General features: G+C 58.7%; 20 protein-coding genes. 7 read left to right on the forward strand and 13 right to left on the reverse strand.

Annotation, left to right across the window (positions count from 1 at the left end):
* Positions 1-30: 30 nt before the first annotated feature.
* The gene (locus tag DR88_RS15285) at positions 31-384 is read right to left on the reverse strand and encodes a DUF1304 domain-containing protein (RefSeq protein ID WP_002903236.1); all 354 of its coding nucleotides are present in this window, start codon (positions 382-384) and stop codon (positions 31-33) included.
* A 197-nt stretch (positions 385-581) separates the two neighbouring features.
* Here DR88_RS15285 and DR88_RS15280 point away from each other — a divergent pair, with 197 nt between their 5' ends.
* Positions 582-1,100 (forward strand): hypothetical protein, encoded by a 519-nt coding sequence (locus tag DR88_RS15280; RefSeq protein WP_004190341.1) that lies wholly within the window; start codon positions 582-584, stop codon positions 1,098-1,100.
* 69 nt (positions 1,101-1,169) lie between these two features.
* Here the strand turns inward: DR88_RS15280 and ydfZ are convergent, their stop codons facing one another.
* Complete coding sequence (gene ydfZ / locus DR88_RS15275) at positions 1,170-1,373, reverse strand: putative selenium delivery protein YdfZ (RefSeq protein ID WP_004151566.1); 204 nt, start codon at positions 1,371-1,373, stop codon at positions 1,170-1,172.
* A gap of 311 nt (positions 1,374-1,684) precedes the next feature.
* Between ydfZ and DR88_RS15270 the strand changes: the two genes are divergently transcribed.
* Complete coding sequence (locus DR88_RS15270) at positions 1,685-2,713, forward strand: CorA family divalent cation transporter (RefSeq protein WP_004148250.1); 1,029 nt, start codon at positions 1,685-1,687, stop codon at positions 2,711-2,713.
* A gap of 13 nt (positions 2,714-2,726) precedes the next feature.
* Here DR88_RS15270 and DR88_RS15265 read toward each other — a convergent pair whose 3' ends face one another.
* Both DR88_RS15265 and malX read right to left on the reverse strand, forming a co-directional pair.
* Positions 2,727-3,899, reverse strand: a complete 1,173-nt coding sequence (locus DR88_RS15265) for a MalY/PatB family protein (RefSeq protein ID WP_004148251.1) — start codon at positions 3,897-3,899, stop codon at positions 2,727-2,729.
* 51 nt (positions 3,900-3,950) lie between these two features.
* Positions 3,951-5,543 (reverse strand): maltose/glucose-specific PTS transporter subunit IIBC, encoded by a 1,593-nt coding sequence (gene malX / locus DR88_RS15260; protein WP_004148252.1) that lies wholly within the window; start codon positions 5,541-5,543, stop codon positions 3,951-3,953.
* 172 nt (positions 5,544-5,715) lie between these two features.
* Between malX and DR88_RS15255 the strand changes: the two genes are divergently transcribed.
* Positions 5,716-6,744, forward strand: coding sequence for a Mal regulon transcriptional regulator MalI (locus tag DR88_RS15255; RefSeq protein WP_004148253.1), 1,029 nt, complete (start codon positions 5,716-5,718; stop codon positions 6,742-6,744).
* 39 nt (positions 6,745-6,783) lie between these two features.
* Here the strand turns inward: DR88_RS15255 and DR88_RS15250 are convergent, their stop codons facing one another.
* Both DR88_RS15250 and manA read right to left on the reverse strand, forming a co-directional pair.
* Entirely contained in the window at positions 6,784-8,343 is a 1,560-nt protein-coding gene (locus DR88_RS15250) for a YdgA family protein (RefSeq protein WP_004190339.1), read from the reverse strand.
* An 86-nt stretch (positions 8,344-8,429) separates the two neighbouring features.
* On the reverse strand, positions 8,430-9,608 hold the full coding sequence (manA, locus tag DR88_RS15245; protein WP_002903312.1) for a mannose-6-phosphate isomerase: 1,179 nt from the start codon (positions 9,606-9,608) through the stop codon (positions 8,430-8,432).
* Positions 9,609-9,809: 201 nt separating this feature from the next.
* On the opposite strand from manA, the gene fumA reads away from it, so the two are divergent.
* A complete protein-coding gene (gene fumA / locus DR88_RS15240; protein ID WP_004148257.1) occupies positions 9,810-11,456 on the forward strand; it encodes a class I fumarate hydratase FumA in 1,647 nt (548 codons plus the stop codon).
* A gap of 339 nt (positions 11,457-11,795) precedes the next feature.
* Positions 11,796-13,196 (forward strand): class II fumarate hydratase, encoded by a 1,401-nt coding sequence (fumC, locus tag DR88_RS15235; protein ID WP_025861996.1) that lies wholly within the window; start codon positions 11,796-11,798, stop codon positions 13,194-13,196.
* Here fumC and tus read toward each other — a convergent pair.
* From tus to rstA, 4 genes are all read right to left on the reverse strand, one after another.
* Positions 13,186-14,118: a DNA replication terminus site-binding protein gene (gene tus, locus DR88_RS15230; RefSeq protein WP_004148259.1), complete on the reverse strand. Its 933-nt coding sequence runs from the start codon at positions 14,116-14,118 to the stop codon at positions 13,186-13,188. The genes fumC and tus overlap by 11 nt on opposite strands.
* A 75-nt stretch (positions 14,119-14,193) precedes the next feature.
* On the reverse strand, positions 14,194-15,495 hold the full coding sequence (rstB, locus tag DR88_RS15225) for a two-component system sensor histidine kinase RstB (RefSeq protein ID WP_004140030.1): 1,302 nt from the start codon (positions 15,493-15,495) through the stop codon (positions 14,194-14,196).
* Between the two features lie 256 nt (positions 15,496-15,751).
* Positions 15,752-16,114 (reverse strand): hypothetical protein, encoded by a 363-nt coding sequence (locus DR88_RS15220; protein WP_025861997.1) that lies wholly within the window; start codon positions 16,112-16,114, stop codon positions 15,752-15,754.
* A gap of 253 nt (positions 16,115-16,367) precedes the next feature.
* Entirely contained in the window at positions 16,368-17,087 is a 720-nt protein-coding gene (rstA, locus tag DR88_RS15215; protein WP_002903377.1) for a two-component system response regulator RstA, read from the reverse strand.
* A gap of 128 nt (positions 17,088-17,215) precedes the next feature.
* Here rstA and DR88_RS15210 point away from each other — a divergent pair, with 128 nt between their 5' ends.
* The gene (locus tag DR88_RS15210) at positions 17,216-17,551 is read left to right on the forward strand and encodes a GlpM family protein (protein WP_002903379.1); all 336 of its coding nucleotides are present in this window, start codon (positions 17,216-17,218) and stop codon (positions 17,549-17,551) included.
* On the opposite strand, the gene folM is transcribed toward DR88_RS15210, so the two are convergent.
* The 3 genes from folM to ydgH all read right to left on the reverse strand — a co-directional run bounded on the left by folM (position 17,548) and on the right by ydgH (position 20,817).
* Positions 17,548-18,270, reverse strand: a complete 723-nt coding sequence (gene folM / locus DR88_RS15205) for a dihydromonapterin reductase (RefSeq protein WP_015874751.1) — start codon at positions 18,268-18,270, stop codon at positions 17,548-17,550. The two genes, DR88_RS15210 and folM, sit on opposite strands and share 4 nt — an antisense overlap.
* A 36-nt stretch (positions 18,271-18,306) precedes the next feature.
* Positions 18,307-19,689: an amino acid permease gene (locus DR88_RS15200; protein WP_004148261.1), complete on the reverse strand. Its 1,383-nt coding sequence runs from the start codon at positions 19,687-19,689 to the stop codon at positions 18,307-18,309.
* Between the two features lie 177 nt (positions 19,690-19,866).
* Entirely contained in the window at positions 19,867-20,817 is a 951-nt protein-coding gene (ydgH, locus tag DR88_RS15195; RefSeq protein WP_002903384.1) for a DUF1471 family protein YdgH, read from the reverse strand.
* 521 nt (positions 20,818-21,338) lie between these two features.
* Between ydgH and pntA the strand changes: the two genes are divergently transcribed.
* A complete protein-coding gene (gene pntA / locus DR88_RS15190) occupies positions 21,339-22,868 on the forward strand; it encodes a Re/Si-specific NAD(P)(+) transhydrogenase subunit alpha (RefSeq protein ID WP_004148265.1) in 1,530 nt (509 codons plus the stop codon).
* Positions 22,869-22,876 lie beyond the last annotated feature (8 nt).

Consider the following 22,876-nt stretch of genomic DNA (forward strand, 5'->3'; position numbering starts at 1 on the left):
CGCCTGCTTTCTCTGTTTTGGATCAAGGCCCTACGCTTGCGTCAGCACGGCAACCAGCGCCAGCAGCGCGGGCAGCGCCTGAATATAGAGAATTTTGCGGCTGGCGGTCAGCGCGCCGAAAATCCCGGCGGCCAGCACGCAGGCCAGGAAAAAGATAACCACCTGCACCCCCGGCGCCCCCAGCCACAGCCCCCATGCCAGGCCGGCGGCCAGAAAGCCGTTATACAAGCCCTGGTTGGCCGCCAGCACCCGGGTCTGCCGGGCGAAATCGGCGCTGAGGTTAAAGGCCCGGCGCCCGGCGGGGGCTTCCCAGAGAAACATCTCCAGCACCAGGATGGCGAGATGAATAATAGCGACCAGCGCAACGAGGAGAGTGGCTAACACAGCGGTCCTTAACGATTAGGGGAATGTTTCTCCAGTATAACCGCAGGCGCTCACCAGGCTAGAGGGCGACTGCTATAGTGCAGATAGCGTCATATTTTCCCGCCGCGAAGAGCGTCGGTTTATCTGATTGCCCTTTGGTTTAGCTAAGCGGTGCTAGCATGCCGGGTTCTTTTTACGGGTATGGCATAGGTTACTGAATGGTAAATAAATTATGGATTTTGTTATCAGCGCTACTAATGGTTGCCATGCCGTCGGCGCAGGCCGGGGAATTAAACCTCTATTCGATGAATACCGGTTCCTATGTCTATCATATGACGGGTAACCACGGACAATATAACGAACATTTCAATAACAACTTTTTCTCGGTGGAGCGCAAGTTTTCTCAGGATTCAAAATACAGCGTGCTGGTCGGAACGATGAAAAACAGCTTTGACGATCGTTGCCTGACCCTCGGCGTGCGCCGCGACTGGCTGAAAAACGATACCGGCTGGGTACTGAAAGGGGTGTATGCCTATACCGGGGAATTTTTCTTTGATGCCTTCAGCCACTGTGGGGATTCCGGCACCTACCGCACCGCCAAAAAAATCACCGGCATCGGTTTTTCGCCCTACCTCTATCATGGCCTGCAATATAATTTCACCGATTATTTCGGTGTGGAAGGCGGCATTATTGTGCCGGCGATCTTTGTGATGAGTGTTCAGTGGAGCTTTCGCTAGACGCTTTATTTCCCGGGAAAAGAGCAGGCCACCACAGGTGGCCTGATACTAACGACCTGGCGGCAGGAATTAATGGAAGCCGAGACGGATCAGATCCAACGGGCAGAAGCGGCCCTCGCAGCCGTCGATTTCAACGCAGTCCGCCCGGCGCAGCTGCTCAGCGGTTTTCCCCTCGCCATGGATAGCTTTAATCACGCCCGTCGTCCCGTTACCGGCGATCATTACCATGCTGCCGGTAGCAATAGCGTTACGATTACGGTCATAGGTTTTCATGGTCTCCTCCTCAATAAACCTGGGTGAAAGCAATGATTAAGCGCGCAAATTAATACCGCTTTCTGCCTAAAAAAGTTTTGAGGATAATCAAATTTATTTTAATAACCGCCTGAGCATAAAGGCAAGAAGACCTTCTGTTCGCCTCCATCGCATCGCCTGCGCGGCGAGGGGATGAAGCGTGATACTGGCCGTCATATGTCAGCCAGGTTACTGTTTTATGACCAGATTATTAACCTTGCCAGCCCGCGGAAAATAGCGAAAGATGACAATATTCGGGCATCAACGGTGCCAGTGCCTGTCCTGAGGGAGCCATGAGTCAAGACGTCACCGCGAAGATGTTAAAGCCCGATTTTGATAGTGAAGTTTCCGGCCTGGTGCATGGCTATTTGTTTCATGAACAGCGCCCCCCGCAGCCGATCGCCTCTGGCGAGGTATGCGCCCGCTATCAGGCGCTCGCCGATGACAAGGCGTTTATCTGGTTACACCTGAATATTAATCATGCCACCGCCGAGAAATGGTTAACCAGCCACTTTCCGGTGGCCGATTTTTTCTTCGAGGAGATCCGCAGCGGCTCGCACACCACCCGCATTGAGCGACAGGGGGAAAATCTGTTCGCTGTGCTTAACGATGTGCTGTTTCGTCCGCAGGATACCAGCGCGGAAACCGCCACGCTGTGGCTCTACTGTAGCCCCAGGCTGGTGGTGACGGCGCGCTTCAAACCGTTGCGGTTTATCGAATGGATGCTGCCGCGCTTGCAGACGCTCAGGGTGAACACGTCTACTGAGCTGCTGGCCTTTCTGCTGGAGGAGCAGGAGGAGGTGCTGGAGCAGGTCGTCCGCCAGGCCAGCCGCCATGTTGACCTTATTGAAGAGCGTCTTCTGAGCAATCACGTGCAGCGCAACCGGGCCGATCTGGCGCGGCTACGGCGGATGCTTTTACGCTTCCAGCGGCTGCTGGCGCCGGAGCCGGCGGCGATGTTCCGGCTGCTTAACCGGCCGCCGGCGTGGATGGATCGCGCGGTGGTGCAGGCGTTTCGTCAGTTCACCGAAGAGTTTAGCGTGGTGCTTAACGATCTGTCGGGCCTGATCGAGCGCATCAGTCTGCTGCAGGAGGAGATTGGCGCCCGCCAGCTGGAGCAGAGCAATCGCACCCTCTATACCCTGACGGTGATCACCGTCCTCGCGCTGCCGATTAACATCGTCGCCGGTTTCTTCGGCATGAACGTCGGTGGGATCCCGCTGGCAAGCAACCACCACGGGTTTATCCTGCTGGTGGTGATTGTCGCTGTCTTTACCCTCGGCGCCGGTTACCTGGCGTTTCGCCGGCGCGATGACCTGTAGATTGCGCGTCGAATCAGCTGAGGCTGCGCAGGGCGGCAATCAGTCCTTCGACACCGCGTTCCAGCTTCTCGCGCGGGCAGCCGACGTTGAGTCGCAGAAAGCCGTTGCCCTCAGCACCATAGGTATAACCCGGCATAATCGCCACCTTCTGTTCGGCGATCAGCGCCTGCTGTAGCGCGCGATCGTCAACGTTGAGCGGGCCCAGGTCGATCCATGCCAGGTAGGTGGCCTCCGGCGGCTGCCAGCAGAGCGCGGGGAAGGCGTTGTTGAGCGTGTCGGCGACATAGCGCATATTCGCCTGCAGGTAGTCGCGCAGGGCATCGAGCCAGGGAGCCCCGTCGCGGTAGGCGGCGATATGGGCGACCAGCGCCGGCACGGAAGGGGAAGAGAGCCCGTCGCGACCCTTTAGCGTCTGCAGGTAGCTGTCGCGCTCGTTCTCTTCCGGGATAAAGCCGTAGGCCCCGGTAAAGGCCGGAATATTGAAGCTCTTCGAACCGGAGGTGAACAGCGCCCATGGTCCCTGAGCGACCTCGCTCCACGGGATATGGCGGTGTTCGCCCCAGGTCATGTCCATATGAATTTCATCGCTAATCACCCTGACGCCATGTTTTTTACACAGGGCCGCCATAGTCTCCAGCTCCTCGCGACGCCAGACTTTCCCCGTTGGGTTGTGCGGGCTGCACAGCAGCAGCAGGGTATTCTTTGGCTCCGCCAGCGCCGCCTCCAGGCGGTCCATATCGCAGCGCCACCGATTATCCTTCAGGATCAATGGCACCGGGGCAATCCGCCGCCGGTTAGCGGTGATGGTGTTATAGAACGCATCGTAGGCAGGGGTGTGGACCACGACGCCGTCGCCTTCTTTCGACCACTGGCGGATGGTTTCCGCCACCATATAGATAACCGACGGTCCGTAGACCACAGATTGCAGATCGATGTCGCTGTTAAAGCGGCTGGCGTACCAGTGGGCAATCGCCCCGAGAAACGCCTCGTTGCGCCAGCGGCTGTAGCCGAACACCCCGTGGGCCAGCCGCTGGCTAACGGCGTCGAGAATACAGGGCGCGGTGGCGAAATCCATATCGGAAATAGTGAACGGCAGCAGATCGGCGGCGCCAAACCGGTCGGCGACATAGTCCCATTGCGTGCACCAGGTGCCGTGGCGATCGATAGGGGTGGCAAAATCAAACATTGGAGCTTCCTTAGCGAGCGCCCCCTCCGTAGCGGAGGGGGACTAGTGGGATCAGGCCTGCACGGTATTCATCAGCATGGCCATCTCATCTTTTACCGACTGTACCTGCGGGCCAATAACCACCTGCAGATTATGCTGGTTGAGCTGTACCACCCCGATGGCGCGATGGGCTTTCAGCGCGGCGGCGTCCACTTTGCTCATATCGTGCACCGACAGGCGCAGACGGGTAATGCAGTTATCCAGCGAAACAATGTTCTCTGCGCCGCCGAGCGCCGCCAGAATCGCCGGTACGTTATACCCGGATTTGCCGATGGTACCGGCGACGGCTTTCTCCACGCTGGCGGCAGTGTCGATGTCGCGGCCCGGCGTTTTCAGATTGAAGCGGGTGATGGCGAAGCGGAAGATGGCATAGTAGACCGCGAACCAGATAGCCGCCACCACCGGCACCAGATACCACTTGGTCGCCAGGCCATGCAGAATGCCAAACACCACGAAGTCGATGATATTGCCGTCGGTGTTGCCGATGGTTACCCCGAGCACCGCCATGATGGTAAAGCCGAGACCGGTCAGCAGCGCGTGGATGACATACAGGACCGGCGCGACAAACAAGAACAAGAACTCCAGCGGCTCGGTGGTGCCGCCGACCACGCAGGCGATGACCCCGGAGATCAGCAGGCCTTTAATTTTATGTCGGTTTTCCGGACGGGCGCAGTGGTACATCGCCAGCGCGGCTCCCGGCAGGCCGCCGAGGAATGCCGGCATTTTACCCTGCGACAGGAAACGGGTGGCGCTTTCGGCGAAGCCGTGGGTCGTCGGACAGCTCAGCTGCGCCTGGAAGATGGTCAGCGCGCCGCTGACGCTGTGGCCGCAGACGTCGAGGGTGCCGCCGGCTTCGGTAAAGCGGATCAGCGCCACCAGAATATGGTGCAGGCCAAACGGCAGCAGCAGTCGCTCGCCGGTGCCGAAGATTATCGGCCCAAAATCCCCGGCGCTGTTGATCATCTTCCCGAGGGCGTTGATCCCCATAGCGAAGACTGGCCACACCAGCGGGATCGCCAGCCCGACCAGCCCCAGCACCACGGTGGTGACGATCGGCACGAAGCGGGTGCCGCCGAAGAAGGCCAGGGCGTCCGGCAGGCGAATGTTATGGAAGCGTTCATGCAGCAGCCAGACGATAATTCCGGCGATCACCGCCCCGAGGATCCCGGTATCGATTGACGGAATGCCGATAATGTTCTGGATATTGTTGGCCTTCAGGATCGCGGCGTCGGTGGTGGGCAGAATACCCTTCGCGGTCAGCCAGAAGTTGACCGCCAGGTTCATGACCGCGTAGCCAACGAAGCCGGCGAAGGCGGCGACGCCTTTGTTCTCTCGCGCCAGACCCAGCGGGATGGCGATACAAAACATGACCGGCAGGAAGCTGAAGGCAAAGGAGCCGACCTTGCTCATCCAGATAAAGATGGCCTGCAGCAGCGGCATATCCAGCCACGGCAGCAGAGTCAAAACATCGTGACTGCTTAGCGAGCTGCCGATCCCCAGCATGATCCCGCAAAACGAGAGCAACGCTACGGGCAGCATGAAGGTTTTTCCCAGCTGCTGGAAAAATTCCCATAAGGTGATTTTTGGTGCTGTTTTCGCCGTCATAGCACGGTTCCTGATTCATAAGTGGTCGGGAGAACTAACGCCACGGCAAGATAAAACGTTTTACCACTTTTTAGTGCGATAAAAATCACATATTCAAGCGATAATAAGGTTTATAAAGATCGCACAATGATAAAACGATTTATCGACAGGCAAGGGAGTCAGCCAGCAGGTTATGGCAATCGCAAAAAAGATCACCATCAATGATGTGGCGCTGGCTGCCGGCGTCTCCGTGAGTACCGTTTCACTGGTACTGAGCGGCAAAGGGCGCATCTCCAGCGCCACCGGCGAGCGGGTTAATCAGGCTATCGAACAGCTGGGATTTGTGCGCAACCGTCAGGCGGCCTCGCTGCGCGGTGGGCAGAGCGGGGTGATTGGCCTTATCGTCAGTGACCTGTCAAAACCGTTTTATGCTGAATTAACCGCCGGCCTCACCGATGCCCTGGAGAGGCAGGGGAAAATGGTATTTCTCACCCAGGGAGGCCGCAGCGGCGAAAAGATGGCCCAGCGGTTTGATACGCTGGCGGCGCAGGGGGTGGACGGGGTGATTATCGCCGGGGCGATCGACCGCGGGAGCGAGCTGCGCGAGCGTGCGGCGGAGGCGGGGGTGCCGCTGGTGTTTGCTTCCCGCGCCAGCTATCTTGACGATGTCGACCTGATCCGCCCGGACAACATGCAGGCGGCGCAGCTGGTGACGGAGCATCTTATCCGCCGCGGCCATCAGCGGATCGCCTGGCTCGGCGGGCAGAGTGCTTCGCTGACGCGCGCCGAGCGGGTCGGCGGCTATTGCGCCACCTTGCTGAAATACGGCCTGCCGTTTCACAGCGAATGGGTGCTGGAGTGCGAGTCCAGCCAGAAGCAGGCGGCGGAGGCGATGACCGGCCTGCTGCGCCAGAATCCGACCATCACCGCGGTGCTGTGCTACAACAACGTGGTAGCCACCGGCGCGTGGTTCGGTCTGTTACGGGCTGGAAGACAGAGCGGGGAAGATGGCGTCGAGAGCTACTTTGAGCAGCGGGTGGCGCTGGCGGCGTTTGCCGACGTGCCGGAGGCCGCCCTCGACGACCTGCCCCTCACCTGGGTGACCACCCCGGCGCGGGAAATGGGGAAAAGCCTGGCGGATTCGATGCTGCGGCGGCTGGAAGAGGGGACTGGCGAGACGCGAAACCAGATTATGCCCCCGCGGCTGGTGACGCGAAAATGAGGGAGACGGCGCGCGCTGGCCGTCTCCTGTACCGATAAGTTACGGCTGCGGGGCGGCGTCATCCTGCTGAGGAGCGGCGTCATCCTGCTGCGGCTGGCCTTCCTGCGGCGCGCTGTCCGGCAGCGAAGGCGCTTCCAGACCAAACATCGCGGCAAAATCTTGCAGCGGCATTTTCTGTCCGTTCAGCGTCACCTGGCCGTTCGCGTACTGCAGACTGCTGCTGATGGCGTTATCTTCCATGGTGGTAATGCGGAACATCTGGCCCATCGCCGCCAGGCCTTTGACCTGCTGATCGGCGAGTTTGGCGGCATCGGCCGGCTGATAGCCTTCCAGACCGGCGATCTTAGTCATAAACTCCGTCGCCATATCCACCGGGATCACCACTTTGCCGTCCAGGGACTGCACCACGCGATCCAGGCTGTCCGCCAGGGTCTGCGGCGGAGCGGTCACCTGGGCCGGATCTTTCAGCAGAACCGAGAGGTTGAGGGTGCTTTCGCCTTTGGCATTGCGCCAGCTCAGCGGAGAGATGGTCACCGACGGGTTGCCTTTGAGCAGGATCGGCAGCGCATTGAACAGCGTTTCGGTGAGGGCCTGCTGATACAGCTCCGGATTCTGCGCCAGCTCCGGTTTCGCCAGCAGCGCCTGAGACTGCGCGCTGTACTGCTGACTGAACTGGTGCCACGCCTGACCGTCGACGTTATCCACTTTCAGCGTGAGTTTGCCGCTGCCCATATCCTGCCCCTGCAGCTTGAGGCTGTTGACAGTGTAGTTCACCTGGCTGTTCACGCCTTTGCCGTCCTGGGTCAGCGTCGAGCCGCCGTCCAGCGCCATGCCGTCGATCAGCGCCAGCTCTTTGCCTTCGACGCTGATGGCCAGTTTATCGAGGGTCATTTTTTGCTGGCCGATACGTTCGTTGAAGCTGGCCAGCTCGGTGGCGCCGTCGGTGGTCAGGTTGACGAAGCGCAGCTGTACCTTCTGATTATATTCGTTGAGCGCATCGATCTGCCCGCTGCCGGCCTGGCCCTTCAGGCTGATGTTTTTGCCGTCGCGGTCGGCGTCGAGCTGGAACTGACCGCCGCTGAAGGTGACTTTCTCATCGCCTTTAGCGTAGTCGAGGGCGTTAAGGACGATAGCCGACTGGCTGTCGCCGCTGTAGGCAATGCGCGTATCGACGGTAAAGGGGGTGTCGCCTTTGGCTATCTCGAACAGCGCCTGGCTGGCGTCGTTTTTCACCAGCGTGGTGTGGACGGAAGCCATTGCCGGCGCCAGATTAAAGGCTTTTAACGAGGCCAGCGGGAAGGGGCCATGATCGACCACTTCGTCAAGCACCACGCTCTGCCCGGCGGCCAGCCAGCCGTTAGCCTGACCGGCGATCGGCTTCACCACCAGCTGCAGATGGCTGCTGAACAGCCCGCGCTGGTAGTCCTGATAGCTCAGCTCCAGACCTGACTCCGGCGCGCTGCTGCGCAGCTGGGCGTTTGCCTGCTGCACCATATCGGCGATCCGGCCTTCCAGCTGTTTACCAGTGAACCAGGCGCCGCCTGTCCATACCACGCCCAGCGCCACGATGACTCCTGCTGCGACCAGCGATTTTTTCATAGCATTTATCCATAAATGAAGCCAGGCGGAGAGACCGCCTGGCTGAGTTATCACCAACAGTAAGCGCGACCTGAAGGGGCAGTCGCTTACTGGAGCTTATTGAAAACGCGCGCCACGCGGCCGCGGCCGCTGACCTGCACCGGCGATTCACTGGCGGCCACGAAGGCCGACTCGCCCGGCTTGAGGGTCAGGCTCTGGTCGCCTTTGCGCAGTACGGCTTCGCCGTCGACGCAGAACACGATCGCCGCGCTTGCCTGGGCCAGATCGCTGGCCTCGGCGGAGAGGTCATGCAGGGAGAAGGCAAAATCTTCCACCGGGATCGGGAAGTCGAGTTCCGCGCCGTGACGCTGCGGCTGGGTCAACAGCTCACCCGCCGGTTTAGCCTCGAACTTGACGTTAGCAACCAGCTCAGGAATATCAATGTATTTCGGCGTCAGGCCGGCGCGCAGTACGTTATCCGAGTTGGCCATCACCTCCAGCGCCACCCCCTGCAGATAGGCGTGCGGCGTTTCAGCAAACAGGAACATCGCTTCGCCTGGGTTCAGCTTCACCACGTTCAGCAGCAGCGGGGAGAAGAGGCCGCTGTCGTCCGGATAGAATTCCGCGATCAGGCGGATAGTCTGCCACGGTTCGCCTTGTTCACGGGCCAGTACGTCGCGCAGCACCTGCAGCGCCTTGGCCTTTTCCTCACCCTGCATATTTAGCAGGCTGGCAAACAGCTGGCTCAGGTGAGTCGCGTCCGGCTGCTGCAGGAAGGCGCCGATTGCCGGATGCGCGCTAGCCACCGGCTGCAGCAGGGTGACAATCTCGCTGAACTCGCGAAATGCATTCATCGCCAGGAACGGCGTCAGGGCAAAAACCAGCTCCGGTTTGTGGTTCGGATCTTTGTAGTTACGCTCGGCGGCGGAGAGCGGGATACCGGCGGCGTTCTCGCGGGCGAAACCTTCTTCCGAGGCCTGCTTGTTGGGATGCACCTGAATTGAGAGCGGCTGAGCGGCGCACAGTACCTTAAACAGGAACGGCAGTTCACCAAAGCGGGCGGCAACCTTGTCGCCGAGCAGAGCGGCTTTATCCGCGTCAATCACCTCGCGCAGCGAACGCGGCTGGCCGTCGGCCGCCAGGATCTGCGAGCTGCTCTTCGGATGCGCCCCCATCCACAGCTCTGCCATCGGCAGATTGTCCGGGTTGGCGATGCCATACAGTTCAGTTAAGGCGGTGTGGCTTCCCCATGCATAGTTCTGCACGGCGTTAATCAGCTTTTGCATTCTCAGTCCCTGTTTCAAACAAAGTAAATTTTATCGCCCTATTAAACCAGCAAACGGTGGAGAAGCAACTGCTGAAAGAAAAAGTCGTCCTTGTCTCAGTTTTTGTTAAAAAATTGTGTAAGATTGTTCGACTCGCTTTTCTACAGGCACATGGAGTCCCTGCCTGAAACATAATCAGCCAAAGCAGTAAGTGAGAGTACAATGTCGAATAAACCGTTTGTTTACCAGGAACCTTTTCCGCTCAAAAAGGATGACACCGAGTATTATCTCCTCAGCAGTGATTACGTCTCCGTCGCCGAATTCGCCGGCCAGGAAGTGCTAAAAGTTGACCCTCAGGCGCTGACCCTTCTGGCGCAGCATGCTTTCCACGACGCCTCCTTTATGCTTCGCCCTGCGCATCAGCAGCAGGTGGCGGATATCCTTAACGATCCGGAAGCCAGCGAAAACGATAAATACGTCGCGCTGCAGTTCCTGCGCAACTCGGATATCGCCGCCAAAGGTATTCTGCCCACCTGCCAGGACACCGGCACCGCGATCATCATGGGTAAAAAAGGCCAGCGCGTGTGGACCGGCGGCGGCGATGAAGCCGCCCTGGCGCAGGGGGTGTATAACACCTATATCCAGGACAACCTGCGCTACTCGCAGAACGCGCCGCTGGATATGTATAAAGAGGTTAACACTGGCACCAACCTGCCGGCGCAGATCGATCTCTATGCTACCGATGGCGATGAGTACAAATTCCTCTGCATCGCCAAGGGCGGCGGCTCGGCGAACAAAACCTATCTGTACCAGGAAACCAAAGCGCTGATCACCCCGGCGAAGCTGAAAAATTACCTCGTCGAGAAGATGCGCACCCTCGGTACTGCCGCCTGTCCACCGTACCATATCGCCTTCGTGATCGGCGGTACCTCGGCGGAAGCGACGCTGAAGACCGTGAAGCTGGCGTCCACCAAATACTACGATGGCCTGCCGACCGAAGGTAACGAGCACGGCCAGGCGTTCCGCGACGTGCAACTGGAGCAGGAGCTGCTGCTGGAGGCGCAGAACCTTGGTCTCGGCGCGCAGTTCGGCGGCAAATACTTTGCCCACGATATCCGCGTGATCCGTCTGCCGCGTCACGGCGCTTCCTGCCCGGTAGGGATGGGGGTTTCCTGTTCCGCCGACCGCAACATCAAAGCCAAGATTAACCGCGACGGTATCTGGATCGAGAAGCTGGAGAGCAACCCGGGGAAATATATCCCTGAGCATCTGCGCCAGGCCGGGGAAGGCGAAGCGGTGAAGGTAAATCTTAACCAGCCGATGAGCGAGATCCTGGCGCAGCTGTCGCAGTATCCGGTGTCCACCCGCCTGTCGCTGAGCGGGACTATCATCGTCGCCCGCGATATCGCCCACGCTAAGCTGAAGGAGCTTATCGACAACGGCGAGGCGCTGCCGCAGTACGTCAAAGATCACCCGATCTACTACGCAGGTCCGGCCAAGACGCCGGACGGTTACGCCTCTGGCTCTCTGGGGCCGACCACCGCAGGCCGCATGGACTCTTACGTTGATCTGCTGCAGTCCCATGGGGCGAGCAAGATCATGCTGGCGAAAGGCAACCGTAGCCAGCAGGTCACCGTCGCCTGCCACAAACACGGCGGCTTCTACCTCGGCAGCATCGGCGGCCCGGCGGCAGTGCTGGCCCAGCAGAGCATCAAGAGCCTCGAGTGCGTGGCCTATCCGGAGCTGGGTATGGAGGCTATCTGGAAAATTGAAGTGGAGGATTTCCCGGCCTTTATCCTCGTTGATGATAAAGGCAATGACTTCTTCCAGCAGATCCAGACCTCGCAGTGCGCTCGCTGCGTGAAGTAACCCACGCCGCCCTTCGGGGCGGCGCTGGTCGATGACAAACCTGTTTTCGTTAGGGTGAGCGCCTTTCTGCCGGGCGGCGGCTTTCGCCTTACCCGGCCTACGAAAAACAGCAATATCAATAAGTTATGCGGTTCTCTGTAGGCCCGCGCAAGCGCAGCGCCGCCGGGCAATCCCGACGATTGCATTTTGTCAGCGGTCTGGGCCGCCCCTCGGGGCGGCTTTTTTTATGTCGCTTCGCGGCACGAACCACCAAAACAACTTATCAATCTGGCCAATACTTAGTCTTTTAAGCAGGTGAGCTTTGTCGCTATGACGCACTTTTCATCCAAGGAGAAAGTAATGACAACGCATCGCAGTGAAAAAGACTCGATGGGCGCCATCGAGGTCCCGGCCGATAAACTCTGGGGCGCCCAGACCCAGCGCTCGCTGGAGCATTTCCGCATCTCGACCGAAAAAATGCCCGGGGAGCTGATATACGCCCTGGCGCTGACCAAGCGGGCGGCGGCGAAGGTTAACCAGGATCTCGGACTGTTGACGGCGGAGAAAGCCGGGGCGATCGTCGCCGCCGCTGACGAAGTGCTGGCCGGAAAGCACGCGCAGGAGTTCCCCCTGGCTATCTGGCAGACCGGCTCCGGCACCCAAAGCAATATGAATATGAACGAGGTGCTGGCCAACCGCGCCAGTGAACTGCTCGGCGGAGAACGGGGGATGGCGCGAAAAATTCATCCCAATGACGATGTGAATAAGAGCCAGAGCTCAAATGATGTATTCCCCACCGCCATGCACGTCGCGGCGCTGATTGCCCTGCGGGAAAAAGTGATCCCGTCGCTGCAGGCGCTGCGGGCGACGCTCAATGAAAAAGCGGTGGCCTTCAGGGATATCGTCAAGATCGGCCGCACCCATCTGCAGGACGCCACGCCGCTCACCTTAGGCCAGGAGATCTCCGGCTGGGTGGCGATGCTGGACCATAGCCTGAAGCACATTGAAGCCAGTCAGCCGCATCTTGCCGAGCTGGCGCTGGGCGGGACGGCGGTAGGCACCGGGCTGAATACCCATCCGGAATATGCCGTACGCGTGGCGGCCGAGCTGGCGTCGCTCAGCGGACAGCCATTTGTCACCGCGCCGAACAAATTCGAAGCGCTGGCCACTGTGGATGCCCTGGTCCATGCCCACGGCGCGCTGAAAGGCCTGGCGGCCTCGCTGATGAAAATCGCTAACGATGTCCGCTGGCTGGCCTCCGGCCCCCGCTGCGGCATTGGTGAAATCGCCATCCCGGAAAACGAGCCAGGGTCATCGATTATGCCGGGCAAGGTTAACCCAACCCAGTGCGAAGCTCTGACCATGGTCTGCTGCCAGGTGATGGGCAACGACGTGGCGGTGAATATCGGCGGTGCTTCCGGCAACTTTGAGCTTAACGTCTATCGCCCGATGGTCATCCACAACTTCCTGCAGTCGGTGCGTCTGCTGGCGGACGGTATGGCGAGCTTTAACGAGCACTGTGCGGTGGGTGTTGAACCGAATCGCGAGCGGATCAGTCAGTTGCTCAATGAGTCGCTAATGATGGTTACTGCGCTGAATACCCATATCGGCTACGACAAGGCGGCGGAAATCGCTAAAAAAGCGCACCATGAGGGGCTGACTCTCAAAGCCTCGGCGCTGGCGCTGGGCTACCTGACGGAAGCCGAATTCGACAGCTGGGTGCGCCCGGAAGAGATGGTCGGCAGCCTGGCTATTCGCTAGCCAGCCAGAGGTGCAGGCGCGGGATAAGCAATCTCAGCGACTGCGCCTCCGGTTTGTAGCGATACTGCACATTGTCGGCATCATAGTTCAGCAGCTCGCCAATATCCGGTACGCTGACCCCCCGGCTGCCGGACATCAGGGCGATCAGCGGGCTGGGGCAGGCGTACTGTACCTGTTTCTGCTCGCCGGCGTACCAAACGCGGGCGATCGGCTGGACTTTCACCGGTCGTTTTATTTTCAGCCGCGCCCGCTGCGGCAGGGCGGCGATATCCTGATACTCCCTTTCCAGTTTGCTCTGCCACTGCTCCCGGGTCCACGGCGGCACCGCCCGCGGCGCTTGCAGGCTTTTCTCCAGCATCATCAACACCTGGTCGCGGGTCAGATTCTTGATGACGTGCTTATTGGCCCAGCCGAAGCGGATGGTGCTCGGGTCGACGAGGGGCGTCAGCGTGCGGTAGGCGCTTAGGGTGATCAACCCCGGCAAATGACGGTGTACCCACTCAAAACGGGCGGTGGGGGGCAGGCCGGAGTCGACGGTGACGATCTTCTCGAAGGTGGCCTTCAGGGCATTGATATGCTGAATACGCGCCAGCAGATCCTGCTGCTCCGCGGCGGTAACCTGCAGGCAGATAGCCCCCGGCAGGCGTACGGCGGCCTTGCTGCTGCGGTTTTCCGATTGCTGCTGGATAAACAGATGGCTGTAGTGGCGCAGGGCGCGCGCCAGGGCCGTCTTGCCGATGTGCTGCACCACCGGAATGGTGGCCAGCGGATCGTGCTCGGCATCCTTACCGATCGCCGGCAGTTCAAATACCCGGCCCGCCAGCAGACGGCAGTCACTTAACGCCTGCTGGAGCGCCTGCAGCTCCAGCTCGATCTGGCGAAAGGTATTATTCAGACGTTCAACGAGGTCGTAGCTGGCCATTATTACCACCTTAGTTACAACATACTATTAGATTTTTGCAGCATACCCAGCCCGCGGCTTCTGCGCAAGTTTTATTCAGGCAGAGGTGAAATCAGGCAGCTGATGATAGACCGGCCAGCTAAAGCAGAAGCGGGCGCCGCCGAGTGGGCTGGCCTCGCAGCGCACCTCGCCGCCCATCGCCTGGGCGATACTGTGGACAATCGCCAGGCCGAGGCCGCAGCCTCCTGTCGCCCGGTCCCGGCTGGGGTCAAGGCGGACAAAGGGCTCAAACACCCGCTCGCGCTCCTCGGGGGCGATTCCCGGGCCGTCATCCTCAACCAGCAACGATGCGCGCGAACCCTGCAGCGTCAGGCTGACCGCCACCCGCTGGCTGCTGTAGCGCAGGGCGTTATTGACCAAATTATCCAGCACCCGCTCCATCAGTCGCATATCCAGCGCGCCGTAGTTACCGTGGGTCAGCGTCGCCAGGGCGACCTCGCGCTGTGGGTTAACCATCTGAATATCCTCGACGTGATCGCTGATCCAGGCGGGAAAATCGGGAGTCGTCAGGCTGAGCTCCGTCTGCGGGCGGTCGAGGCGGGCGTAGGTCAGGAGCTCTTCAATCAGCGCCTCCAGCTGACCGATATCGCGGTTCAGCGCCTGCGATTCCGCCTCGCTGAGATTCTCGCTCATCTCCAGACGGTAGCGCAGGCGTACCAGCGGTGTCCTGAGTTCATGGGCGATGCCGTCAATCAGCTGCTTTTTGCTGGCAATAAGCGCATTAATGTTATCGGCCATTTGGTTAAAGGCCACCCCGAGCCGCTCGAAGCTGGACATACTGTCGAAGTGAATGCGCTCGCTGAGGTGACCTTCGCCAAAGCGCTGGGCGGCCGTCTCAATGCGCAGCATGTCCTGCCAGTGCGGGCGCATCCAGATAAACACCGGAAAGGCCAGCGAGATAGCAATAAACGCCATCAGCGCCACGTCCAGCAGGCGCATCTCATGCAGAAAATAGAGATAGGGCACCGGACCCACCGACAGCACATAGTGGCTGCGGGGAATGCGCTGAATAAAGGTGTACTGATCGTCGAGGGCGACGATATCGCCGGCGCGCAGGTGCTGCATCGAGCTTTCCGACAGCTTAAATTTGCTGATCGGCTCGATGTGCAGATCAAACGATAAATTCAGGTCCAGCTCTTTAAGGGTCTTGCTCCAGTCGCGCGGCGGTATCTCCCGCAGCTCGCTGCGCATCAGATACAGCGAGCTTTTCATCAAATCGTCAAGCGACTGCCGTCCGGCGCGCTCCGCGGTAAATTTATAGACCAGACCGACCAGCATGGTCATCACCAGAAAGCAGACGAAGAGCAGAAGATAGAACTGCACGAACAGCTTTTTCATTACATTACCGCGTATTCAAGAGAAACCTGTCTGGCGCCCCAGGGGCATCTTCTGCGCGTCGGGGAGTCAATGTTATCGATATCCCCGGGCGAGGCGCGGGGATATCATAGATACGCTATCAAAGCAGGGTTTATGCCCCCTGACAATAGCCAGCCTGGAGACAGAACGGTGAAAAGGTGACAGTGTCACTCGATGCGGTGATTTCTTCACCCTCGGTGGGAGCAGGGCAATCGTATTTTGTGCGTCGATGGATACGCTACTCACGATAATAAGGAATGTCTACCGGATAGGTGGTCGTCAGACTCAGCAGCCGACAGCGCACCAGTTTTTCCGTTTGGGCATACCAGTAAGCAAACTCGCCGGTGGTCTGGTGGTAAATCATCTGATCGAGGTTGGCAAACGGGATCACCAGCAGCGGCCCCTGGCGAACGTGGCCGCCGCCGGTTTCAAAGTGATGCTGCCCCCAGGATTGCTGGGTATGTTCATAGCGATGAAGGATCACCTCGATTTGCCCGCGCTGCGGACAGAGGAGTCGAATATCGGCGTTGTCGAGGGAAAAAGCCCAGCCAGAGAGAGAAGTGAACAGTGAGAGTGCCAAAAGTACAACGTATTTCATCATGCAAAAGTCCTGTGTTTTCAGGCTTTATGCCACTCTGACAGCGGTAAGTCCTTGAGCACAATCATATTGAGGAGTTATGTGATGGGGTTCTGTACGGCTAATTCTATTGATTTAATCAATATGACAAGTTCCGGTGATGAATGTGCGCGCCAGGGACGAACGCAGCAGGCAGCAAACGTGATAACTTTGCCGCCGGCGAGCGCGCGATGAGCGGGCCCCTCGCAGGGCCGCAGAAGGGCTGCAGAAGGGCTGCTTAGTTATCCCAGGCGTGAGGGGCGAACAGGTAGCCTTTGTTGCGAACGGTCTTAATACGATAGGGCTCCGTGGCGTTGTCGAGCAGTTTTTTGCGCAGGCGGGAGATAGCCACGTCGACGCTGCGATCCATCCCGTCATAGGTAACGCCGCGTAAATTTTTCAGCAGTGCGTCGCGGTCCATAATCTGCCCGGCGTGGGTGGCCAACTCCCACAGCAGATCGAAATCGGCGGTCGACAGGGCGACGTTTTCTCCGCCAAGCAGCACCTGGCGGTTGACCGGGTCAATGGTCAGCGAGCCGAAGGAGATGGTTTTATGTGGCGTGAGCGTTGAGGAGGCGGATCCGGCGCCTGCCGGAGCAATATGCTGGCGCAAATGCAGACGCAGTCGCGCGAGAAGTACCGCTGGCGGGGTGGTTTTCAGAATATAATCGCTGGCGCCCATCTCCAGGGAGAGGATATGGTTCATATCGCTGTCGAGCGAAGTCAGCAGGACAATCGGCCCTTGCCATTGCCCGCGCAGATCGCGACAGAGCGTCATTCCGTCCTTGCCGGGCAGCATAATGTCCAGCAGCACCAGATCCGGTTTCTCCCGCGCGATCACCTCCTCAGCGCGGTCGCCGCGAGGCTCGACCACCACATCCATATCATGCTTGCCGAGATAGGCGGCGATCAGCGTGCCTACCTCAGGGTCATCCTCAACAAAAACGATTTTATTCATGTCTATTGCACATCAGTAAAAGAAGTAACATACACCGCACTTATTTTACCCGCCATTACTCTTTTATAAACAGCGTTAAATCCGCTATGCTGCCCTAACTTATTGATTCACTGTTAAGGCATACGGGCATGGGGCTGTTAATCAAAGGGCTGTTGGGAGCGCTGGTGGTGGTGCTGATTGGCGTGCTGGCGAAAACCAAAAACTACGCTATCGCTGGCCTGGTCCCGCTGTTTCCCACCTTTGCGCTCATCGCTCATTATATTGTCGCCAGCGAGCGGGGGATCGAAGCCCTGCGCGCGACCATCGTATTCGGCATGTGGTCGATTCTTCCCTATTTTATCTATCTGCTGTCACTGTGGTATTTCACCGGGATCATGCGCCTGCCGTTGGCGCTGGCAGGCGCAGTGGGATGCTGGGGGCTGTGCGCCTGGCTGTTAATCCTCGGCTGGAGCCGTTTCCACTAGCGCAGCGGGCGGCCGCCGTCGACAGCGAATGAGCGGCCGGTAACGTAGCGGCTGGTAAACAGGTAATCGATGAGATCGCTAATCTCTTTTTCGCCAGGGGCGATTTTCATCAGCGATTTATCCAGCGCCTGCTGACGATAAGCCTCGTCGTCACCCTCATTAAACATGATTAGCGACGGCGCGATGGCGTTGACCTTAACCTCTGGCGCCAGCTTGCGAGCGAAGGAGCGGGTCATGTTATCCAGGGCGGCTTTGCTGGCGGCGTAGGCGATATGTTTGTCGCTCCCGCGCTCCACCACGTAATCGGTGATATGGATAATGTCGCTGGCGGCATGGCCGTGGCCGCGCAGCAACGCCTCCAGCGCATGGTTGAGCAGATAGGGGGCGTGGACGTGGATCTGCATCATGCGGTTGATGACGGCGCTCAGCGGGACGCCCGGCTTTTCCGCCATCCAGTCGCTGGCGTTATGGATGATGGCGCGCAGACCGTCGGTGTGTGATTTGACCGCTTCAGCGAAGGTCAGAATGCCGTCATCGCTGCTAAAATCGGCCTGCAGGCAGAGCGCGCCCGCTTCGCGCAGGCCGTCAATCGCCGGATAGGGCGTACGATAGCTGACGATGACCGGCTGGCGCTGCTGCAGAAAATGGTGTGCCAGAGCGAGGCCGATGCGGCGGCCTGCTCCTGTGATCAGAATCGGGCGGGGCTGTTGTTCAGCCATGGGTATCTCCTATGCGTTCTGCGGCAGGGCGACCGCTTACCCCACCAGCATCCACGTTGCCGGCACAGCGGCAACCAGCAATAAACCAATTAGCGCCACTTCGCGGCGTTTGAGCGAACGATCGTGCTGGTGCGTACGTCGGGCGTACAAAAAGACCAGAAGACCCGGAGCGTAAAGTACCACCGACAACAGCAAATGCACAGGCCCCGACGCGTATAATAACCATATGCCATAAATACAGGCGCCCATAGCCACCGCTTTATGCAGCGGGCGAGTGGCGATTTTCAGCAGAAAGGCGCCGACCAGCAGATAAGGCACGAGGATCATTTCTGACGCAATAGTCAGCAGCGTGCCGTAGTCCGACCCGGTCAGCCAGATCAGCACCAGCGATACCTGAACGCTGATATTGGTCAACCACAATGAGGCGGAGGGGGCGTTGTTGCTATTCTGACGGGCAAACAGGCGCGGGAAGGCTTTATGAGTGGCGGCGAGGAAAGGCACCTCCGCGGCCATGATGGTCCAGCTGAGATAAGCGCCGCACACCGACACGATCAGCCCGGCGGCAATGACGATCTCCCCCCATGACCCCATCAGCCTGACCATCAGTCCCGCCATCGACGGGTTGCGCATTTCGGCCAGTTCGCTGCGCGGCACGACGCCCAGCGACAGCAGGGTGACCAGCAGATACACCGCGAGGGCCGACAGCACCGCCAGCAGCGTCGCGCGGCCAACGTCGCGCTTGTGTCGCGCCCGCGCGGACACGACTACCGCCCCCTCCACGCCGATAAACACCCACAGGGTGATCAGCATGGTGTTTTTGACCTGCTCCCATACCGGCACGCCCAGCGCCAGGCCGCTAAAATCGAGGCGGAACGTATCCAGCTGAAAGGCCAGGGCGGCGAGCGCGACGAAGGCGCCCAGCGGCAGAAGCTTGGCGAGGGTGGCCACCAGGTTAATCCCCGCTGCCGTCTGGACACCGCGCAGGACCAGAAAGTGGACGACCCACAGCAGAACCGACGCGCCAACGATAGACTGCCAGGTATTACCATCGCCAAACAGGCGCAGCTCAGGGGTATCGGTGAAAAAACTGAGCGCCGAAAAGACGATAACCAGATAGGAGACATTGGCGATCACCGCGCACAGCCAGTATCCCCAGGCGGAGCAGAAGCCGATCAGTTCGCCGAATCCTTCGCGAGCGTAGGTGAAGATCCCACCGTCGAGGTCGGGACGAATACGGGTCAACAGCAGCATGGCGAAAGCGAGAAACAGGATCCCGACGCCGGTGATGGCCCAGCCAATGAGCAGAGCGGAGGGGCTGGCCACGGCAGCCATATTTTGCGGCAAACTGAATACGCCAGCGCCGAGCATTGAGCTAAGGACCAGGGCGGTCAGGGCGCTCAGGCCCAGTTTCTTTTCCATTGCATTCCCGAGGTGAAAATGGCTGTTCCAGAATATTAATTTTGCGAAATCGCATAAAAATGGAGGATTGCGCTAAGGCGCGGGATTTTACGGAGTGTCCGGGGGCCATGCAATGGCGGGGGATGAAAAAAAATGAAAAGGCGGCAATGCGCCGCCTTTTTAGCCAGCCAGCAGCGATTATTTGTACAAATCGGCGCTGATGGTGATGTTGCCGCCGCGTTCCTGCCACTGGCGGGTGATGTGGTAGTACTTCGCCCCTTTCTTCGCCGCGCGTTTCGCCGTCTGATAGGAGATTTCGGTCATGTTGCCGTAGTTGCCGGTGAACTGGATGTTATCGAACGGCACCATTTGCGCCGCAGTCACTTTGTTCACTTCTTCGACCTTAGTGCCGTTCGGCAGAGTGACAGTGTAACGTCCACCTTTCGAAGACTGAGTCTCAAAGAAACGCCCAACGCCGGTACCCGAACCCACCGCGGCGGTGGTGGCAACGCCCGGAATTTCCACGTTCTTCGCCGCTTCGCCGCCTTTGGCCAGCGCTGCGCGGCCAGCTTCAGAGTCAGCCGGGATAGCGTCCGGGCTCTGCAGCACGCGTTTTTCAGCATCTTTTTTGTAGATATAAGCGGTAATGCGCTGGTTGCCGCCCTGGTTGGCGTCAACCTGGCGGACGATAAAGAACGCATAGGCGCCTTTTGCTTTCGCCGCTTTGGTGATGGCGTCGTTGACTTCCGGCTGGCTGCGATAGAAGCCCTGAACGGTGACGGTGTCGTAAGGCATCAGCTCAACGGCCTGATCTTTCGGCAATTCCATCACGCCGTTGATAATGCGATTCTTCGGCGCATCCGCTTTCGGCGCGTCTTCTTTATAAAGGTCAGCCGTGACGCGCCAGTTGCCGCCATTGCCGTAGTCCGACGTGTCGACAACATAGAATGAGGCCGCGCCGTCTTTGTCGGCTTTGCGCGATACTGCCTGTACCGCATCGCCAATGGCATTAAACCGGCCGGTGACGACAACGCGATCGTAGGGCTTCAGCGCAGCCGCCTGCTCCGGGGTCAACTCGGTCGCTGCATGGGCAGACAACGTGGCGGTTGTCAGGAGAGCAGACGCCAGGAGGGTGTTTTTAAGCTTCATAAAAATAATCCTTTGCCTTGCGCAAACCATATACTGGTGTTGTTGTTGACTGAAAACGTTTGATTATTGCATTTTATCGCCGTGACTGTCTGCGTCATTTTTTGCTTGCCGCCCGAATCGTATACTACGGAAAGATAACATTTTTCGATATGTTGAAAAAACAGGCACTTGACCAGCAAAAACGATAATCAATACCACTTTTATTAGTTAATGTAATGTTAACACAATGATCTCAATGGCGATAAATGGCGTTTTATACCGCAGGATAAGCGGATTATCAGGCCTGAGCGGCAAATTCAGGTAAATATTGCTGCCCGGACCCATCTGAGCTGACAATAAGCAATAAAATCAAAATTTGTGTTTTATCGCAGTAGATCACAATCGGTATTTTCAGTAGGTTATAAAAAGTTTGTTACTGTTTCATTTTGTAGACAGCGAAAGATGGCGAGGAAGATTTTGCCGTCCTGGTGTTGTTGGGCAGAAAAGTAAACCATCATCAAAAACCGATGGAAGGGAAAACTATGCGTATTGGTGTACCACAAGAAAGGCTAGCCCAGGAGACCCGGGCCGCCGCCACGCCGAAGACCGTTGAGCAATTGCTCAAACTCGGCTTTAGCGTCGCGGTAGAAAGCGGCGCCGGGAAGCTGGCCAGCTTTGACGATGAGGCCTTTGCCGAGGCAGGAGCTGAAATCGTGACCGGCGACGAGGTATGGCAGTCTGATGTCATCCTTAAGGTCAATGCTCCGAATGACGATGAAATTGCCCTGCTGAATCCGGGGACCACGCTGATTAGTTTTATCTGGCCGGCGCAAAACCCGCAGCTGATGGAAAAACTGGCGGCCCGTAATATCAACGTAATGGCGATGGATTCCGTGCCGCGTATTTCCCGCGCCCAGTCGCTGGATGCGCTCAGCTCAATGGCCAACATCGCCGGGTACCGCGCTATCGTTGAAGCGGCGCATGAATTTGGTCGATTCTTTACCGGGCAGATTACGGCGGCAGGCAAGGTTCCGCCCGCCAAGGTGATGGTCATTGGCGCCGGGGTAGCCGGTCTGGCGGCGATTGGCGCCGCCAACAGCCTGGGCGCTATTGTTCGCGCCTTCGATACCCGTCCGGAAGTGAAGGAGCAGGTGCAGAGTATGGGCGCCGAGTTCCTCGAGCTGGACTTTAAAGAGGAAGCGGGCAGCGGCGATGGCTACGCTAAGGTGATGTCTGAGGCCTTTATTAAGGCTGAAATGGCGCTGTTCGCCGCGCAGGCGAAAGAGGTCGATATCATTGTCACCACGGCGTTAATCCCGGGCAAACCGGCGCCGAAGCTGATCACCCGCGAAATGGTCGACTCCATGAAATCGGGCAGCGTGGTGGTCGATCTGGCCTCGCAAAACGGCGGCAACTGTGAGTACACCGTACCGGGCGAAGTGGTGACCACCGCCAACGGCGTGAAAATCATCGGTTACACCGATCTTCCTGGCCGTCTGCCGACCCAGTCCTCCCAGCTCTACGGCACCAACCTGGTGAACCTGCTGAAGCTGCTGTGCAAAGAGAAAGACGGCAATATCGTTATCGATTTCGATGACGTGGTAGTGCGCGGCGTGACCGTTGTTCGCGAAGGTGAAATCACCTGGCCGGCGCCGCCGATTCAGGTCTCCGCTCAGCCGCAGGCCGCGGCGAAAAAAGTGGAAGCACCGAAAGAAGCGGTGAAACCGGCGTCGCCGTGGCGCAAATATGCGCTGATGGCGCTGGCGATTATTCTCTTCGGCTGGCTGGCCAACGTGGCGCCAAAAGAGTTCCTCGGCCATTTCACCGTCTTCGCGCTGGCCTGCGTGGTGGGTTACTACGTGGTGTGGAACGTCTCCCATGCGCTGCATACGCCGCTGATGTCGGTGACCAATGCCATTTCGGGCATTATCGTGGTTGGCGCGTTGTTGCAGATAGGCCACGGCGGCTGGGTCAGCTTCCTGAGCTTTATCGCGGTGCTGATCGCCAGCATTAATATTTTCGGTGGTTTTACCGTGACTCAGCGCATGCTGAAAATGTTTCGCAAAGGATAAGGGGTAGC

The organism is Klebsiella pneumoniae, from assembly GCF_000742135.1.
Lineage (GTDB): Bacteria > Pseudomonadota > Gammaproteobacteria > Enterobacterales > Enterobacteriaceae > Klebsiella > Klebsiella pneumoniae.